14 protein-coding genes are annotated in these 17,433 nt (G+C 72.2%); 10 read left to right on the forward strand and 4 right to left on the reverse strand.

Annotated elements, in window-relative coordinates; all coding sequences use genetic code 11:
- Positions 1 to 32 precede the first annotated feature (32 nt).
- The 8 genes from WFI16_RS15440 (at position 33) to WFI16_RS15475 (ending at position 8,261) form a co-directional block, all read left to right on the forward strand.
- Entirely contained in the window at positions 33 to 2,912 is a 2,880-nt protein-coding gene (locus WFI16_RS15440) for a monovalent cation/H+ antiporter subunit A (protein ID WP_419898717.1), read from the forward strand.
- Positions 2,912 to 3,259 (forward strand): Na+/H+ antiporter subunit C, encoded by a 348-nt coding sequence (locus WFI16_RS15445; protein ID WP_419898718.1) that lies wholly within the window; start codon positions 2,912 to 2,914, stop codon positions 3,257 to 3,259. The genes WFI16_RS15440 and WFI16_RS15445 overlap by 1 nt, the downstream gene beginning before the upstream one ends.
- Positions 3,259 to 4,866: a monovalent cation/H+ antiporter subunit D gene (locus tag WFI16_RS15450; protein ID WP_419898719.1), complete on the forward strand. Its 1,608-nt coding sequence runs from the start codon at positions 3,259 to 3,261 to the stop codon at positions 4,864 to 4,866. The genes WFI16_RS15445 and WFI16_RS15450 overlap by 1 nt, the downstream gene beginning before the upstream one ends.
- The gene (locus tag WFI16_RS15455; RefSeq protein ID WP_419898720.1) at positions 4,866 to 5,354 is read left to right on the forward strand and encodes a Na+/H+ antiporter subunit E; all 489 of its coding nucleotides are present in this window, start codon (positions 4,866 to 4,868) and stop codon (positions 5,352 to 5,354) included. The genes WFI16_RS15450 and WFI16_RS15455 overlap by 1 nt, the downstream gene beginning before the upstream one ends.
- The gene (locus WFI16_RS15460) at positions 5,351 to 5,647 is read left to right on the forward strand and encodes a K+/H+ antiporter subunit F (RefSeq protein WP_419898721.1); all 297 of its coding nucleotides are present in this window, start codon (positions 5,351 to 5,353) and stop codon (positions 5,645 to 5,647) included. Before WFI16_RS15455 ends, WFI16_RS15460 begins: the two co-directional genes overlap by 4 nt.
- Entirely contained in the window at positions 5,644 to 6,009 is a 366-nt protein-coding gene (gene mnhG / locus WFI16_RS15465) for a monovalent cation/H(+) antiporter subunit G (protein WP_419898722.1), read from the forward strand. Before WFI16_RS15460 ends, mnhG begins: the two co-directional genes overlap by 4 nt.
- Before the next feature lie 159 nt (positions 6,010 to 6,168).
- Complete coding sequence (locus WFI16_RS15470) at positions 6,169 to 7,236, forward strand: alkene reductase (protein WP_419898723.1); 1,068 nt, start codon at positions 6,169 to 6,171, stop codon at positions 7,234 to 7,236.
- Between the two features lie 2 nt (positions 7,237 to 7,238).
- On the forward strand, positions 7,239 to 8,261 hold the full coding sequence (locus WFI16_RS15475; protein WP_419898724.1) for an LLM class flavin-dependent oxidoreductase: 1,023 nt from the start codon (positions 7,239 to 7,241) through the stop codon (positions 8,259 to 8,261).
- On the opposite strand, the gene WFI16_RS15480 is transcribed toward WFI16_RS15475, so the two are convergent.
- The 3 genes from WFI16_RS15480 to WFI16_RS15490 form a co-directional block, all read right to left on the reverse strand.
- Positions 8,230 to 10,470, reverse strand: coding sequence for a PAS-domain containing protein (locus WFI16_RS15480; RefSeq protein ID WP_419898725.1), 2,241 nt, complete (start codon positions 10,468 to 10,470; stop codon positions 8,230 to 8,232). The two genes, WFI16_RS15475 and WFI16_RS15480, sit on opposite strands and share 32 nt — an antisense overlap.
- Positions 10,471 to 10,641: 171 nt before the next feature.
- The gene (locus WFI16_RS15485; protein WP_419898726.1) at positions 10,642 to 12,033 is read right to left on the reverse strand and encodes a short-chain fatty acid transporter; all 1,392 of its coding nucleotides are present in this window, start codon (positions 12,031 to 12,033) and stop codon (positions 10,642 to 10,644) included.
- A 154-nt stretch (positions 12,034 to 12,187) separates the two neighbouring features.
- On the reverse strand, positions 12,188 to 15,520 hold the full coding sequence (locus WFI16_RS15490; protein ID WP_419898727.1) for a molybdopterin-dependent oxidoreductase: 3,333 nt from the start codon (positions 15,518 to 15,520) through the stop codon (positions 12,188 to 12,190).
- A gap of 83 nt (positions 15,521 to 15,603) precedes the next feature.
- Here WFI16_RS15490 and WFI16_RS15495 point away from each other — a divergent pair, with 83 nt between their 5' ends.
- Entirely contained in the window at positions 15,604 to 16,458 is an 855-nt protein-coding gene (locus WFI16_RS15495; RefSeq protein ID WP_419898728.1) for an alpha/beta hydrolase, read from the forward strand.
- Positions 16,459 to 16,493: 35 nt separating this feature from the next.
- Positions 16,494 to 16,844, forward strand: a complete 351-nt coding sequence (locus WFI16_RS15500) for an ArsC family reductase (protein ID WP_419898729.1) — start codon at positions 16,494 to 16,496, stop codon at positions 16,842 to 16,844.
- Here the strand turns inward: WFI16_RS15500 and WFI16_RS15505 are convergent.
- Positions 16,841 to 17,422, reverse strand: coding sequence for a PqiC family protein (locus WFI16_RS15505; RefSeq protein WP_419898730.1), 582 nt, complete (start codon positions 17,420 to 17,422; stop codon positions 16,841 to 16,843). The genes WFI16_RS15500 and WFI16_RS15505 overlap by 4 nt on opposite strands.
- Between the last annotated feature and the right edge of the window lie 11 nt (positions 17,423 to 17,433).

Here is a 17,433-nt window from a genome sequence, read left to right on the forward strand (position 1 = left end):
GACAAGACCAGACGAGGAGAGCCCGGCGCCCGATGCCTGACGCCCTGTACCTCTCGGCGGCGATCGCCCTGCCGTTCCTCGGCGCGCTGGTTTCGGCGCTGCTGCCCACCAATGCCCGGCGCTGGGAGGCCTGGCTCGCCGGCGGCGTCGCGCTGGCCGCGCTGCTGATGGTCTGGCTCTGCTACCCGGCGGTGACCGGTGGCGGGGCGGCGCGGGTCGAGATCCCCTGGGTGCCGCAGCTCGGCCTCAGCCTGGTGCTGCGGATGGACGGCTTCGCCTCGGTCTTCGCGGTGATGGTGGCCGGCATCGGCTTCCTGGTGGTGCTCTACGCCCGCTACTACATGTCGTCGGACGACCCGATCCCGCGCTTCTTCGCCTTCCTGCTCGCCTTCATGGGCTCGATGATGGGGCTGGTGCTGTCGGGCAACCTGATCCAGCTGGTCTTCTTCTGGGAGCTGACCAGCCTCTTCTCCTTCCTGCTGATCGGCTACTGGCAGCATTCGGCGGCCGCCCGCGACGGCGCCCGCATGGCGCTGACGGTGACCGCGACCGGCGGCCTGGCGCTGTTCGCCGGCATGCTGCTGCTCGGCCATATCGTCGGCAGCTACGACCTGGACGTGGTGCTGGAATCCGGCGACCTGATCCGCAACCACTCTCTCTATCTGCCGGCGCTGGTGCTGATCCTGCTCGGCGCCCTGACCAAGAGCGCGCAGTTCCCCTTCCATTTCTGGCTGCCGCAGGCGATGGCGGCGCCGACGCCGGTCTCCGCCTACCTGCATTCGGCGACGCTGGTGAAGGCCGGCATCTTCCTGATGGCGCGGCTCTGGCCGGTCATGGCGGGCACCGACGCCTGGTTCTGGATCCTGGGTTCCGCCGGGATGATTACTTTGGTTCTCGGCGCTTACGTCGCAATCTTCCAGCATGACCTGAAGGGCCTCCTGGCCTATTCGACGATCAGCCATCTCGGCCTGATCACCCTGCTGCTCAGCCTGAACAGCCCGCTGGCCATGGTCGCCGCGATCTTCCACACCATGAACCACGCGACCTTCAAGGCCTCGCTGTTCATGGCCGCCGGCATCATCGACCACGAGACCGGCACCCGCGACATCCGTCGATTGTCCGGGCTGAACAAGTCGATGCCCTTCACGGCACGGCTGGCCCTGGTCGCCGCCGCCGCCATGGCCGGCGTGCCGCTGCTCAACGGCTTCATCTCCAAGGAGATGTTCTTCACCGAGGCGCTGACCGCCTCGACCGCGCCGACCCTGCTGCACAGCCTGCTGCCGCTGGCCGCGACGCTCGGCGGCATCTTCGCGGTGACCTATTCGCTGCGCTTCATCCACGGCGCCTTCTTCGGCCCCGATACCGGCGATCTGCCGAAGACGCCGCACGAGCCGCCGCAATTCATGCGCGTCCCCGTGGAAGTGCTGGTCTTCGGCTGCATGGTGGTCGGCATCCTGCCGGCCGCCACCATCGGCCCCTTCCTCGACGTCGCCGTGCGCTCGATCCTGGGCGGCGAGACCCCGGAATACTCGCTGGCGGTCTGGCACGGGGTGAACCTGCCGCTGGTCATGTCGGTGCTGGCGCTGCTCGGCGGCGTGCTGCTCTACCGGCTGCTGCAGCGGCATTTCTCGACCGGGGTCGAGGGCACGCCTCTGCTGCGCGGGCTCGACGGCCGGCGCATCTTCGACCAGGCCATGGTCTTCCTCTCCTGGCGCTTCGCCCGCACGCTGGAGCGGCTGCTCGGCACCGCGCGGCTGCAGATGCAGCTGCGGCTGATGGTGGTGGTGGCCTTCGGCGCCGCGACCCTGGCGCTGCTGCCGCAGGGTCTGGCGCTGGGCGGCGTGCAGCTGACCCGGGTCGACCCGGTGGTGGCGCTGATCTGGGCGGCGGGCGGCGCCTGCGCCATCGGCGCCGCCTACCAGGCCAAGTACCACCGGCTGGCGGCGCTGATCCTGCTGGGCGGCGCCGGCCTCGCCGCCTGCCTGACCTTCGTCTGGTTCTCCGCCCCCGACCTCGCCGTCACCCAGCTGCTGGTCGAGGTGGTGACCACCGTGCTGCTGCTGCTCGGCCTGCGCTGGATGCCCAAGCGCATCGAGCGGCCGGGCAGCGACCGGCTGCTGGCCCGTCTCCGCCGCTACCGCGACTTCGGCATCGCCGTGGCGGCCGGGGCGGGGCTGACCGCGATCTCCTATGCTACCATGACCCGCACCTCGCCGGAGGGCATCTCCCGCCACTTCCTGGAGCGCGCCTATGTCGAGGGCGGCGGCACCAATGTGGTCAACGTCATCCTGGTCGATTTCCGCGGCTTCGACACGCTGGGCGAGATCGCCGTGCTCGGCGTCGTGGCGCTGACCGTCTTCGCCCTGCTGCGCCGCTTCCGCCCGGCGCCCGAGAGCATCGGCACCCCCGACCAGCAGCAGGAAGGCGAGGCGCGCGACTGGCTGGCGGTGCCGGCGGTCATCATGCGGCTGCTGTTCCCGGTGATCTGCCTGGTCGCCTTCTACCTGCTGCTGCGCGGCCATGACCTGCCGGGTGGCGGCTTCGCCGGCGGGCTGATGCTCTCGATCGGCATCCTGCTGCAATACATGGCCGGCGGCACCCGCTGGGTGGAAGACCACCTGCGCGTGCATCCGCTGCGCTGGATGGCGGCCGGGCTGCTGCTGGCGGCCGGCACCGGGACGGCGGCGCTGTTCTTCGGCAAGCCCTTCCTGACCTCCTACTTCGCCTATGCCGATCTCGGCTGGCTGGGCAAGCTGCCGATGGCCAGCGCCATGCTCTTCGACATCGGCGTCTTCGCGCTCGTCTTCGGCGCGACCGTGCTGATGCTGATCGCCATCGCCCACCAGTCGGTGCGCAGCCAGCGCGCCGCGCCGCCGCCGCCGCCTTCCTCTGGCCTGCCGGGAGACGATTGATGGAACTGATCCTGGCCCTCGCCATCGGCATTCTCGGCGGCTCGGGCGTCTGGCTGCTGATGCGGCCACGCACCTTCCAGCTGATCATCGGCCTGTCGCTGCTGTCCTATGCGGTGAACCTGTTCATCTTCAGCATGGGCCGCTTCCCGGTCGGCCGGCCGCCGATCCTGGAGCCGGGCACGCGCGGCGACCCGGCGGTCTTCGCCGATCCGCTGCCGCAGTCGCTGGTGCTGACCGCGATCGTCATCGGCTTCGCCACCACGGCGCTGTTCCTGGTGGTGATGCTGGCCGCGCGCGGCCTGACCGGCGGTGACCATGTCGACGGCCAGGCGGGGCGCGACCGCTGATGCTGGCCGCCCTGCAGAACCACCTGGCGATCCTGCCGATCCTGCTGCCGCTGCTGGCCGGCGCCATCATGATCCCGCTGGACGACCAGCGCAGCCGGCTGCGCGCGGGCCTCGGCATCCTCTCGGCCCTGCTGCTGCTGGGCGTGGCCATCGCCCTGGCGACGCAGGCCCAGACCGGGCCGGCGACCACCGTCTACCGCCTGGGCAACTGGCCGGCGACCTTCGGCATCGTGCTGGTGGTGGACCGCCTCTCGGCGCTGCTGCTGGTGCTGACGGCGCTGCTCGGCCTGGCCGCGCTGGTCTTCTCGCTGGCGCGCTGGCAGCGCATGGGCGCGCATTTCCACGCGCTGTTCCAGTTCCAGCTGATGGGGCTGAACGGCGCCTTCCTGACCGGCGACCTGTTCAACCTCTTCGTCTTCTTCGAGGTGCTGCTGGCCGCCTCCTACGGCCTGGCGCTGCACGGCTCGGGCATCGCCCGGGTCAAGGCGGGGCTGCACTACATCGCCATCAACCTGGCCGCCTCGCTGCTCTTCCTGATCGGCGTCAGCATGATCTACGGCGTCGCCGGCACGCTGAACATGGCCGACCTGGCCGCCCGCATCCCCGCCATCCCGGCCGAGGACCGCCGGCTGCTGGAGGCGGGCGGGGCGATCCTCGGCATGGCCTTCCTGGTCAAGGCGGCGATGTGGCCGCTCGGCTTCTGGCTGGCCAATACCTACACGGCGGCGAGCCCGCCGGCGGCGGCGATCTTCTCGATGATGAGCAAGGTCGGCGCCTATGCCATCCTGCGCCTGTCGATGCTGCTGTTCGGCGATGGCGCCGGCGCCTCGGCCGGCTTCGGCCATGAGTTCCTGCTGGTCGGCGGCATCGCCACCATCGGCTTCGGCGCGGTCTCGGTGCTGGCGACGCAGGACCTGGCGCGGCTGGCCGGGGCCAGCGTGCTGATCTCCTCCGGCACGCTGCTCGCCGCGGTCGGCGCCGGCCAGGTCGCGGTGACGGCCGGCGCGCTCTACTACCTGGCCAGCTCGGCGCTGGCGATCGGCGCCCTGTTCCTGCTGATCGAGCTGCTGGAGCGCGGCCGCGATGTCGGCGCCGACGTGCTGGCGGTGACGCTGGAGGCCTTCGGCGACGGCCATGACGACGAGGACGAGGTGGAGGACGAGGCGGGCGTCGCCATCCCCGCCACCATGGCCATCCTCGGCGCCTGCTTCCTGTGCTGCGCGCTGCTGCTGGCCGGGCTGCCGCCGCTCTCCGGCTTCGTCGCCAAGTTCGCCATGCTCAGCGGCATCCTCAACCCCGAGGGGCTGGGCCGCGGCCCGACCGACGTGGCCTGGGGCGGCTGGCTGCTGCTCGGCGCCCTGGTCTTCTCCGGCCTGGCCACGGTGATCGCCATGACGCGCGCCGGCATCCGCAGCCTCTGGGCGACCTCGGGCCGCGGCGTGCCGCGGGTGCGGGTGATCGAGATCGCGCCGGTGCTGCTGCTGATCGGGCTCTGCCTCGGCATGACGGCCGGCGCCGGCCCGGTGCTGCGCTACATGGAGAACACGGCGCAGGCGCTGCACGCGCCGCAGGACTATCTGCGCCAGGTCAATGGAGGGTCGCGCTGATGCTGCGCTGGATCCTGCCGCATCCGCTGGTCTCCGCGGGGCTCTTCGCCATGTGGCTGCTGCTGGCCGAATCGCTGCAGCCCGGCCCGGCGCTGGTCGGGCTAGTGGTCGCCCTGGTCGGCGGCCGGGCCCTGGCGCTGCTGCAGCCCGAGCCGGTGCGCCTCCGCCGCCCCGGGCTGATGCTGAAGCTGGCCGGCGCCGTGCTGGTCGATGTCGCCCGCTCCAACCTGGCGGTGGCCCTGGTGGTGCTGAAGCCGCGGCCGGAGCGGCATGCCGGCTTCATCCGCATGCCGCTGGCGCTGCGCGACCCGCATGCCCTGGCGATGCTGGCCTGCATCCTCACCGCCACGCCGGGCACCGCCTGGGTCGAGTTCGACGTCGAGGATGGCGAGCTGCTGCTGCATGTGCTGGACCTGGTCGACGAGGCCGAATGGATCCGCATCGTCAAGGAACGCTACGAGCAACCGCTGCTGGAGATCTTCTCATGAGCCCGTCGATGCTCAGCCAGGCGATCCTGGGCTGGTCGCTGCTGGTCGCCCAGGTGATGCTGGGCCTGGCGATGATCGGCCCGCTCTGGCGGGTGCTGCGCGGCCCCCGCGCCCAGGACCGCGTGGTCGGCCTCGACACCCTCTATGTCACCGGCATGCTGCTGCTGCTGACCTTCGGCATCCGCTCCGGCACGGCGCTGTATTTCGAGGCGGCGCTGGTGGTGGCGCTGCTCGGCTTCGTCTCCACCGCCGCGCTGGCCAAGTTCCTGATGCGCGGCGAGGTGATCGAATGAGCGCCGCGGGCGAGCTGCACCCCGCGGTGGCCATCCTGGTCGCCTTCCTGCTGCTGCTGGGCGCGGCGCTGGCGCTGGCCGGCTCGATCGGCCTGCTGCGGCTGAAGAGCTTCTACGAGCGGGTGCACGCGCCGACCATCAGCACCTCCTATGGCCTGGCCAGCGTGCTGCTGGCCTCGATGATCTTCTTCAGCGTGCTGCAGACCCGCCTGGTGGTGCATGAGATCCTGATCGGCATCCTGGTCGTGGTCACCACGCCGGTGACGCTGATGCTGGTGACGCGGGCCGCCCTCCATCGCGACCGGCTGGAGGGCAATCCGGAGGTCCCGCCGCCGGTGCCGCGCGCCGACGCCGGGGACTGATCCGCCGGGCCCCGCGATCGACCAGCAATACCGATCGGTAGTTTTTTCTTCGCAGCCGCAGCAAACCCCTCTTGCAATCGGCCGGGGCGGCGCCCACCCCTTGGGAGGACGGCCGCCACCACGGCCTCTCCCTTCCTGCCTGCCGCGGAGACCCTCCCGATGCCCAGCCTTTTCGATCCCGTGCGGATCGGCGCCTTCGAGCTGCCCAACCGCCTGGTGATGGCGCCCCTGACCCGCGCCCGCGCCACCGCGACGGACCGCGTCCCCACCCCCCTGATGCAGGAATACTATGTCCAGCGCGCCAGCGCCGGGCTGATCCTGACCGAGGCCACCTCGGTGACGCCGATGGGCGTCGGCTATGCCTGCACGCCCGGCATCTGGTCCGAGGCGCAGGTCGAGGGCTGGCGCCGCATCACCGACGCCGTGCATGCCGCCGGCGGCCGCATGGTGATGCAGCTCTGGCATGTCGGGCGGATCTCCGACCCCTCCTTCCTGGACGGCCAGCCCCCCGTCGCCCCCAGCGCCATCGCCGCCCGCGGCCATGTCAGCCTGCTGCGGCCGCAGCGGCCCTTCCCGCTGCCGCGCGCCCTGGCCACCGACGAGATCCCGGGCATCGTCGAGGCCTATCGCCGCGGCGCCGAGAACGCCCAGCGCGCCGGCTTCGACGGCGTCGAGATCCATGGCGCCAATGGCTACCTGATCGACCAGTTCCTGCAGGACGGCAGCAACCACCGCGACGACGCCTATGGCGGCAGCATCGAGAACCGCGCCCGGCTGATGCTGGAGGTGACCGATGCCGCCATCGGCGTCTGGGGCGCCGACCGCGTCGGCATGCACCTGGCGCCGCGCGGCGATGCCCATGACATGGGGGATTCCGACCTGGCCGCGACCTTCGGCTATGCCGCGCGCGAGCTCGGCAAGCGCCGCATCGCCTTCCTGTTCTCCCGCGAGAACGCGCTGGCGCCGCGCCTCGGCCCGGCCCTGAAGCAGGCCTTCGGCGGCGCCTATATCACCAACGAGAAGCTGACCATCGAGCAGGCCGAGGCCGACATCGCCGACGGCACCGCCGATGCCGTCAGCTTCGGCCTGAAGTTCATCGCCAATCCCGACCTGGTCGAGCGCCTGCGCCGCGGCGCGCCGCTGAACGAGGTCGACCCGACCCATCTCTATGCCGGGGGCGCCGAGGGCTATACCGACTACCCGGCGCTGGCCGCGGCGGCCGCCTGAGCGTGCTGGAGCTCGGCCTCGACACGTTCGGCGATGTGACGCAGGGCCCGGACGGCGCCCTGCAGCACCCCGCCCGGGTGATCCGCGAGCTGGTGGAGCAGGGGGTGCTGGCCGACCAGGCCGGCATCGACTTTCTGGGCGTCGGCGAGCATCACCGCGCCGATTTCGCGGTCTCCGCCCCGGAGATCGTCCTGGCCGCCATCGCCGCCCGCACCACGCGGCTCCGCCTGGGCTCGGCGGTGACGGTGCTGAGCTCCGACGACCCGATCCGCGTCTTCCAGCGTTTCTCGACGCTGGACGCGGTGTCGAATGGCCGCGCCGAGGTGATCCTCGGCCGCGGCTCCTTCACCGAATCCTTTCCGCTGTTCGGCTTCGACCTCCAGCAGTACGAAGAGCTGTTCGAGGAGAAGCTCGACCTTTTCGCCGCGCTGCTGCCGCAGCAGCCGGTGACCTGGCGCGGCCATCTGCGCCCGGCGCTGGACGCGGCGGAGATCCAGCCGCCCGTCGAGCATGGCAGGCTGGCCACCTGGGTGGGCGTCGGCGGCAGCCCGAAATCGGTGGTGCGCGCGGTGCATCACGACCTGCCGGTGATGTTCGCCATCATCGGCGGCGACCCGGCCCGCTTCCAGCCCTTCGCCGACCTCCATGGCCGCGCCTGCGACCAGATGGGGCGGCCCAGGCGGCCGCTCGGCGTGCATTCGCCCGGCCATGTCGGCGCGACCGACGCCGCGGCGCGCGAGGAATTCTGGCCGCATTACAAGGTGATGCGCGACCGCATCGGCGCCGAGCGCGGCTGGCCGCCGATGCAGCGCGCCGAGTTCGAGCAGGAGATCGAGCAGGGCTCGCTCTATCTCGGCAGTCCCGAGACGGTGGCGCGCAAGATCGCCCGCACCGCGAAGCTGCTGGGCCTCGGCCGCTTCGACCTGAAATACAGCGCCGGCCCGCTGCCGCATGCCACGATGATGCGCGGCATCGAGCTCTACGGGCGCCGGGTCATGCCGCTGGTGCGGGAAATGCTGGGCTAGCCGCCTTCAGGATCAGCCGCGCGGTGGTGCCGGCGCCGCGGGCGCTTTCCAGGGTCAGCCGCGCCTGCATCGCCTCGGCCAGCGCGCGCGCCAGATAGAGGCCGAGGCCCGGGCCGCCATAGCGCCGGTCATGGCTGCCCTCGAGCTGGACGAAGGCCTCGAAGGCCTGCTCGAGCCGCTCCGGCGCCATGCCGATGCCGTCATCGGCGACGCTGATCTCGACATGCCCGTCGCCGAGGTCGCGGGCGGCCAGGCTGAGGCGCCCGCCGGGCGGCGTGAACTTGATGGCGTTGTTCAGCAGGCTGAGCAGGATCTGCCGCAGCCGGCGCTCCTCCGCCCGGGCGCGCGGCAAGGCGGGCGGCAGCTCGAGGTCCAGCGCCAGCCCCGCCGCCTCGGCCGGGCCGCGCATCTGCCGCGCGATGCCCTCCAGCACGCTCGGCAGGTGCAGCGGCCGGGTCTCCACCTGCAGCCGGCCGCTGCCCATCTGCGCCACCGCCAGCACGGCGTCGATCAGCGCCAGCAGCTCGCGCCCCGCCTCCAGGATGGTGGTGGCGAATTCCTGCACATTGTCCAGGCTGCGCTCGTCGAGCAGCGCCTCGGCGAAGCCGATCACCGCGTGCAGCGGCGTGCGCAGCTCGTGGCTCATGGTGGCCAGGAAGCGGGTCTTGGCGAAGCTCGCCTCCTCGGCGGCGGTGCGGGCCCGCTCGAGATCCGCCATCGCCTGCCGTTCGGCGGTGACGTCGGTATAGACGCGGACGAAGCCGCCATCCGGCGTCGGGTCGGTGCTGACCTCGACGACACGGCCGTCCCGCATGTGGCGGGTGAAGCTGTCATGCCGCGCCACGCCGCCCGCCCGGTCACGGTACAGCGCCGCCCCCTCGACCGGGTCGCCCAGCGCGCCGCGCGCCAGCTGGATCAGGCCGAGATCATCGAGCTGCGCCCCGGGCACCAGCTCCTCACGCGTCAGCCCGGTCAGCGTGCAGGCCAGGGCATTGGCGGCGACGACGCGCCGCCCGGCATCGAACAGGCAGACGCCATGCCGCATGCTCTCCATCATCGCCTGCAGCAGGTCGGCGCGGCGCTGCGCCTCGGCCTCGGCGCGGTGCAGCGCGGTGACGTCGCTGACCACCGAGATATGGCCGCCATCCGGCAGCGGCGCGGTGCGGCCGGTCAGCACCCGGCCATCGGCGCGGCACCGCGTCGTCGGCGCGCGGGCGAAGTCGAACTGGCGGCGGAAGATCTCCTCCGGGTCCTGGCGATCGGCATATTCGCGCTCCGCCTCGCGCCGGCGGATCAGGTCGAGCAGATGCTCGCCGATGCGCACCTCGGAGGTGCCGACCAGCTCGCGGAAGGCGGCATTGGCCAGGCGCAGCCGGCGGTCGGGGCCATAGACGCAGACCCCGTGCGGCAGCGCCGCCAGCACCCCGTCGACCAGGGCGGCGCGCGCCTTGGCCTCCTCCTCCGCCGCGCGCAGCTGCGAGACATCCTCCAGCACGACCAGGAAGCCGCCCTCGGCCAGCGGCTGGCTGGTCCCCAGGACGGCACTGCCGTCCGGCCGCTGCCGCACCAGCTGGCTGCGCTGGCTGCGGTCGAGATGGCGCCGGGACCCGAACAGCGCCCGGCCGGCGGCATCGAGCGGCAGGTTCTCCAGCACCCGGTCGACCAGCCGGTCGAAGCTCATGCCGAGCTGGATGGTCCCGGCCGGCAGGTCGAGCAGCGCCTCATAGGCGTCGTTGAAGAACACCAGGTGATGGTCGCGGTCGTAGATGCCGATGCCCGAGGGGCTCTGCCGCAGCGCCGTGTCGGTCAGCCGCAGCCTCTCGCGCGCCGCGAACTCGGCCCGGCGGTGCTCGGTGACGTCGGTGGTGATGCTGGCCCAGCCGCCGCCGGGCAGTGGCAGGGAGGCCAGCTCGGACCACCGGTCGTCGCCCGTCTGCACCAGGCTGCGGTGCGGCTGGCGCCGGTCCAGGGCGCCGGCCTGCGCGGCCAGCCGCTCCGGGTCGCCGGGTCCGCAATGGCCGCGATCGGCCAGGCGGCGGATCAGCGCCCCGGCCGGCAGGCCGGTCGGCAGGGTGCCGGGCGGCAGCTCCAGCAGCGCGAGCGCCGCGGCATTGGCGACGACCAGGCGGTGGTCGGCGCCGAAGACGAGGACCGGGCCGGGCAGGGCCTGCAGCAGGGCCAGGGCGGCGTCGCGGCCATCCTCGCTCATGGCCAGGCGGCGCGGGGCTGCCGATCGGTCGGGAAGGGGGCGGCGGGGCGGCGCATGTCGACCGGGTGACATACCGCAGGGCCCGCAGCAAGGCGCAACCGGCGACCAGCGCCACTTTGCACCCGGCTGGTGGCGGGGCCGGACGCCGCCGGCCCCGCCACGGTCAGCGGCTCAGGGCATCACCGGCGCGACATAGGTCAGCGTCCGGCCGAGGAACCACAGCATGAACAGCACCAGCGGCGTGTGCACCAGCAGCTGCAGGAAGCTGAAGCCGACGATGTCGCGCGCCTTCAGCGACAGCACGCCGAGCAGCGGCAGCATCCAGAACGGGTTGATCAGGTTCGGCAGCGCCTCGGCGGCGTTGTAGACCTGCACCGCCCAGCCGAGATGCACCTGCAGCTCATTGGCCGCCTGCATCACGTAGGGCGCCTCGATGATCCACTTGCCGCCACCCGAGGGGATGAAGAAGCCGAGCACCGCCGAGTAGATGCCCATCACCACCGGGAAGCTCTCCGTCGTGTTGAAGCTGACGAAGAGATGCGCGATGCGATCCGACAGGCTGATGCCGTCCCAGCCCTTGGCGTTCGTCATGATCGCGGCGATCGAACCGTAGAGCGGGAACTGGATCAGCACGCCGGTGGTCGCCGGCACCGCGCGCGCCACCGCGTCCAGGAAGGAGCGCGGCCGCCAGTGCAGCAGCAGGCCGAGCATCAGGAACAGCAGGTTGTAGGTGTTCAGCCCGGAGATGGCGACCACGGCGCCGACGCGGGTGAATTCCTGCAGCATCCAGCCGGCGGTCATCACCACCAGGATGAGGGTCAGGAAGGGGCTGTATTCCATCCATTCGCCGGGCCGCGTGCGCGGCGGCAGCTGGCCCACCGGCACGCCGGGCTCGATGCCCATCTTCTGCGCCGTCATCGCCTGGTCGCCCTTCGGCGCCGACATCCAGCTGACGATGACCGAGACCACCATCAGCACCAGCGCCATGACGATCGACTGCCACAGGAAGATGGTCTCGCTGAACGGCAGCACGCCGGTGATCTTCAGCAGCGCCGGCGGCAGGCTGGCCGGGTTGGCCTGCAGCTGCGCCGCCGAGGAGGAGAGGCCGAGCGCCCAGGTGGCGCCGAGGCCCAGATAGCCGGCCGCCCCGGCGGCGCGGTAGTCCATCTGCAGCTCGGTCCGCGTCGCCATGGCCCGCGCCAGCAGCCCGCTGAACACCAGGCTGAGGCCCCAGTTCAGGAAGGACGCCGACATGCTGACGAAGGCGATGAAGGCGATCGCGCCCGGGCCGGTCTTCGGCATCATCGCCAGCCGGGTGATCAGCCGCGCCGCCGGCGGCGAGGTGGCGACGACATAGCCGGTGATGGCGACGAAGGCCATCTGCATGGAGAAGACGATCAGGCTCCAGAAGCCGTCGCCGAAGGCCTTGGTGACGGCGACCGGCGAGGAGCCGTTCACCAGCGCGGCAGCAGCGACGAAGACGACGGCGATGGCGGCGAAGACGAAGGTGTCGGGGAACCAGGTCTCGGCCCAGGCGGTGAAGCGCAGCGCCAGACGCGCCATGCCGCTTTGCTGTTCAGAACCTGCTCCGGTCCGGTGGTCAGGTGGCATCACGTGGAACTCCTCGATGTCGGCGGGCTGCGGACCGTGTGCATTTTCTTGTCCGGCAGGGCAGGCGATGCCGGCCCTGTTGTCCAGCCCTTTGACCGGGAAAATCTCAGGCGTCGAGGGTCAGGTCGGTGAAAGGCAGCGCCTGGCAGGTCAGGCAGGTGGCGGGATCCTCCTCGGCCGGCGGCAGGCGGTGATGCGCCTGGCCTTCCAGCACGGCGACGGCGCAGCTCTCGCATTGCCCGGTGCGGCAGCCGCTGGGCAGCGACAGGCCGGCGGCCTCGGCGAGCTCCAGCAGCGTCCCGGCCTCCGGCGTCCAGCGCAGTTTTCTTCCTGATTGCGCGAAGGTGACGGTGCGCGGGGCGGTCGGCGCCGCGGTGGTGTTGCCTGCCGGGCTGACGAAGCTTTCCGAGAAGATCTCGAAGGCAGGGACGCCGCGCGCCTGCAGCCCGGCGCGCATCCCGCTCAGCATCGCCGGCGGGCCGCACAGGAAGAAGCGGGCCCGGGCCTCGATCAGCGCCTGTGGGACATCGCCGGCGCTGACCCGGCCGAGGGCCCCGGCCTCGCCCGGCCGGGGCCGGCTGTAGCGCTCGACCAAAGTGAGGCCGGGCAGCAGGGCGGCCAGCGCCTGCAGCCTGTCGCGGAAGGCGTGGCTGGCGCCGTCGCGGTTGCCATAGAGCAGCAGCACCGAGGGCGGCGTCTGCGGCGCGGTCAGCAGCGCCTCCAGATAGCCGATGAAGGGGGTGATGCCGATGCCGGCGGCGACCAGCACCACCGGGTTGGGATGCGCCACCGGGATGACGAAGCGGCCGGAGGGGGCCGATGCCAGCAGCGTCGCGCCGGGCTGCAGCGCGGTGAAGCGCGTCGAGCCTTCACCCGACTGGCGGCGGATGCTGACGCGGTAATCCTCGCCGGGCGCGGCCGAGAGCGAATAGGCGCGCAGCGGCCCGGCCTCGCCAGGCTTCAGAGTCAGATGCTGGCCGGGGCGGAAGCCGGGCAGGGGGGCGCCGTCCAGCGGGGCCAGGTGCAGCGAGACCACCTCCGCTGTCTCCTCGCGCCGCGCCACCACGCGCATCGGGCGGAAGCCGGGCCAGGCCGGGGCGGGGTCGGGCAGCGCCGCGATGGCGCAGGGAAAGCCGCGATGCGCGACGGAGCCGCTGATCGGGTCGACTTGCCGCGTGTCGATCAGCGCGTTGTAGTTGCTGTCGCGCTCGGCGGGCAGGCCAAGATCGGCGCAGGCCTCCCACCAGCCGTAATCGGCGACCAGCACGTCGGCGGCCAGCGCCGCGCTGAAGCGCGCCTTGAAGCGCGCGCTGCCGGCCCGCGTCGTCAGCCGCAGCCAGCCGCCCTCCGCCACCCCGTGCCGGGCCGCCAGATCGGGATGCAGCTCCACCATCGGCTCCGGCGCGCGGCGGCGCAGCGAGGCGATGCCGCGATGCTGGCTGTGGCAGTAATAGCCGCTCTTCGCCGTGGTCAGCCGCAGCGGGAATCTTTCATCGGGTGCCGGCGGGTCGACATGCAGCGGCAGCGGTGCCTGGCCGATGCGCAGCAGGCGCTCGGAGAAGATCTCGATGCGCTGCGACGGCGTGGCGAAGGCGGGCTGCCCTTGCGCCAGACGCTCGGCGAATTTCTGCTCGACCTGGCGCAGCGGCAGGCGAATGCCTTCGGGCGCCGCCCGCAGCGCCTCGACCGTCAGGCCGGTGGGCGCCAGGATGTGGTTCCAGCCGGCCTCCGGGTCGCCGCCGAAGAAGTCGTCCCCGTGGCCGAGGCGGCAGGCCAGGTCGAAGACCACCTCCATGTCGGAACGCGACTGGCCGAAGGGCGCCACCATGCGCGGGCGCAGCTGCACCAGCTCCTCGGCGGCGGCATCGATCTCGAAGCCGACGCGCAGGCCCTCATGCTCCCAGGGGCTGTTCACCGGCAGCAGGAGATCGGCGAAGCGCGCCGTGGGGTTCTCGAAGAGGTCGCAATGGACGTGGAAGTCCAGCGCCGCCAGCGCCGCCGCCGAGCCCGCCGGATCGGCCTGGGAGACCAGCAGATTGGCGCCGAAGCTCATCAGCGCGCGGACGCGGTAGGGCTTTTCCTCGAGGATCGCCCGGCGCAGATCCTCGGCGGTGACCCAGCCGCGGGCGGCGGGGCCCAGCGGGCGCTCGGCGATCCCCAGCGCCTTGGCCGCCTGGCCGGGCGGCAGCAGCGCGTGATCCGCCACGCCGCGCACCGGCTGGCGGGTGTAGTGACGGTTGCCGCCGATGCGGTCCAGGCTGCCGGTCAGGGCATAGAGGATGGCGATGGCGCGGTCGGTCTGGGTCGCATTGGCGCTCTGCCCGACACCGGTCCAGCAGTAATAGGCGATGCGCCTGGCCGCACGGATCTCGGCGGCGGCCGCGCGGATGTCTGCCGCCGGGATGCCGGTGGTCGCTTCCACCGCCGCGGGCGTCCAGGGGGCCACCGCCTCGGCCAGGCGGTCCAGCACCGGGCGACAGGCGATCCCGCCCAGGCTGACGGCGCCGCGCAGCGCCAGCGCGCCGGGCGGATGGCCGCCGGCGAATTTCCCGGCGTCATAGGCGCGCGGCACCCCGTCGACCAGCACCACCGGCGCCTCCGCCGGGCCGTCCAGCCCGAGGTCGCCGGCGCGCAGCAGCCCGCCGCCATCCTCGCGCACCAGGAAGGGCGCGTCGGTCCAGGCGCGGACGAACTCCGCGTCGAAGCCTTCCTGCAACAGCAGAAAAATCAGGCCCAGGGCGAGAGCCGCATCCGTCCCCGGTCGCAGCCGCAGCCAGCGCTCGGCGCCGGCGGCATGGGCGTTGCGGCGCGGATCGACCACCATCAGCTTCGCGCCACGGCGGCGGCCCTCGGCGATCTCACCCGCCTCCGCCAGCCAGGCATTCGACGGGTTGTGGCCCCAGAGCAGAATAAGCTCGGCCTGGGCATAGTCGGGGGTGCCGATGGCGGCGCCCAGCGTCAGGGCGTGCGCATGGTCCTTGTGCCAGTTGCAGATCTCGGTGGCATAGACGGTGTTCGGGCTGCCGAAGACACGGATGAAGCGCTCGATCCAGTCGATGGCATCCGAGATCGGCGTGCCGGAGGGCGAGGTCACCGCGAAGGCAACGCTCTCCGCCCCGCTTTCGGCGCGGGCACGGCCGAGCTTCCCGGCGACCTCGGACAGCGCCTCCTCCCAGCTGACCGGCACCCAGCCGGGATCGGCCGCGCCCTTCGGCTGCGTGCGGCGCAGCGGCGTCGCCAGCCGGCGCGAGGCATGGGCGATCTCGGGTGCTGCACGCCCCTTGGCGCAGAGGGCGCGGCCGGTCGGATGCTCCGGCCGGGGGGCGACCTTGACCAGCCGGCCCTGCTCGACCGTGTTCCAGGTGCCGCAGCGCGAGCGGCAGAGGGTGCAGTAGCCGGGGATCTGGGTCAGGCGAAGGCTCCGGGGCAGGCAGGACAACCGGCCTAGCATAGCACCGAAGCCGCTGCAGCCATGCGGCCCGCCGCCGCGTTGCTGCTCGACCGGATGAAAGGGGTGGCAGGATGCGGCGACGGGGATGGCTGGCGGCGGGGGCGGGGCTGCTGGGGTCGGCCTGCTCGCCGGCGGCGCTGCTGAACCGCTGGGCGCCCGAGGCGGCGCGGCAGGAGGGCATCGCCTATGGCCCCGATCCGCGGCACCGGCTGGATCTCTACGCCCCGCTCCACCCGGCCCCGGCGGCGCCGCTGGTGGTGTTCTTCTATGGCGGCAACTGGACCGATGGCGAGCGGGCAATGTACCGCTTCGTCGCCGCCAGCCTGGCCGGGGCCGGCTGCCGCGTGGCCATCCCCGATTACCGCCTCTTCCCCGCGGTGCGCTTCCCGGCCTTCCTGCAGGATTGCGCCCTGGCCACCGCCTGGGCCTGCGACCAGCGGGCGGCCGGTGGCACCTGGCTGCTGGGCCATTCGGCCGGCGCCTACAACGCCGCCATGCTGGCGCTGCAGCCGGACTGGCTGGCCGCCGTCGGGCGGCAACCCCGGCGCGACCTGGCCGGCGTCATCGGCCTCGCCGGGCCCTATGATTTTCTCCCCCTGCGCGATGCCGAGCTGGAAGACATCTTCGCCCCCGACCCGGCGGTGGCCCAGCCGATCAACCAGGTGCGCGGCGACAACCCGCCGATGCTGCTGCTGCAGGGGCTGGCGGACGAGACGGTGCGGCCGCGCAATGCCGAAAGCCTCGCCGCCCGCATCGCCGCCGCCGGCGGGCCGGTGCGGACGCGCTTCTATCCGGATATCGGCCATGCGGCGATCCTCGGCGCCCTGGCCGGGCCGCTGCGCTTCATCGCGCCGGTGCGGCGCGACGTGCTGGGCTTCATGGGTCTGGCAGAGGGGGGGCTGGGCGGGACGGCCGCGCAGGGTTAAGCCGCCGGCAGCAACCCTGGCGAGCGGAGCCGCGCATGTCGATCACCGTCTTTGGCATCAAGAACTGCGACACGGTGAAGAAGGCCCGGGCCTGGCTGGACGCCGCCGGCATCGAATACGCCTTCCACGACTACAAGACCGCCGGCATCGATGCCGCCACGCTGGCATCCTGGTGCGCCGAATTCGGCTGGGACGCGGTGCTGAACCGCGCCGGCACCACCTTCCGCAAGCTGCCCGAGCCCGCGCGGGAAGGGCTCGACCAGGGGCGCGCCATCGACCTGATGCTCGGGCAGCCCTCGATGATCAAGCGGCCGATGCTGGTTGACGGGCCGCGCCGCCTGCTCGGCTTCAAGCCGGAAGCCTACGCCGCCTTCTTCAACCGCTAGCGCCGCCGCGCCGCCGGCAAGGCGCGGATCGCCGCCGCCATCTGGTCCGCCAGCTGGCCAAGCAGCGCGCCCTGGGCGGTCACCGCCTCGGCCGTGCCGCCGCCGGCGCCGGTGCCGCGCGCCTCGATGGCGCGGTCGGCCAAGGCCTCCTCCTCGCCGGGGCGGCGCAGCGCGAAGCGGCCCTGCAGCAGCGCGGTGCCGTCCTCCGCCACCTCGAAGCGGGCGACATCGAGGCTGGCGAGCAGGTCGAGCCGGCCGCCCAGCGCGCTGCGCTCCTCCCGCACCACGCTGCCGGGCAGGCGCTGGGTCAGGGCAGCGGCCAGCAGCCGGGTGACCATCTCCTCCAGCGGCTCGGCCCAGCGGGCATTGTCGGCCAGCACCAGCCGGGTCGCGCCGGCGCCGCGGAAGATCTCCGGCCGGTCGAGATAGCGCGCCAGCCGCGCCTGGCGCAGCTCGATCTGCAGCGAGGGTCCAGGCAGCGGCCGGCCCTCGGGGATCGACAGCCGGAAATAGCGCGGCTCGGCCGAGGCGCAGGCGGCGACCCCCAGCGGGGCGAGCAGGAACAGGCGACGGTGCATCTGAAAGGAAC

Source organism: Roseomonas sp. USHLN139 (assembly GCF_037145735.1).
In the GTDB taxonomy this organism is placed as follows: domain Bacteria; phylum Pseudomonadota; class Alphaproteobacteria; order Acetobacterales; family Acetobacteraceae; genus Pseudoroseomonas.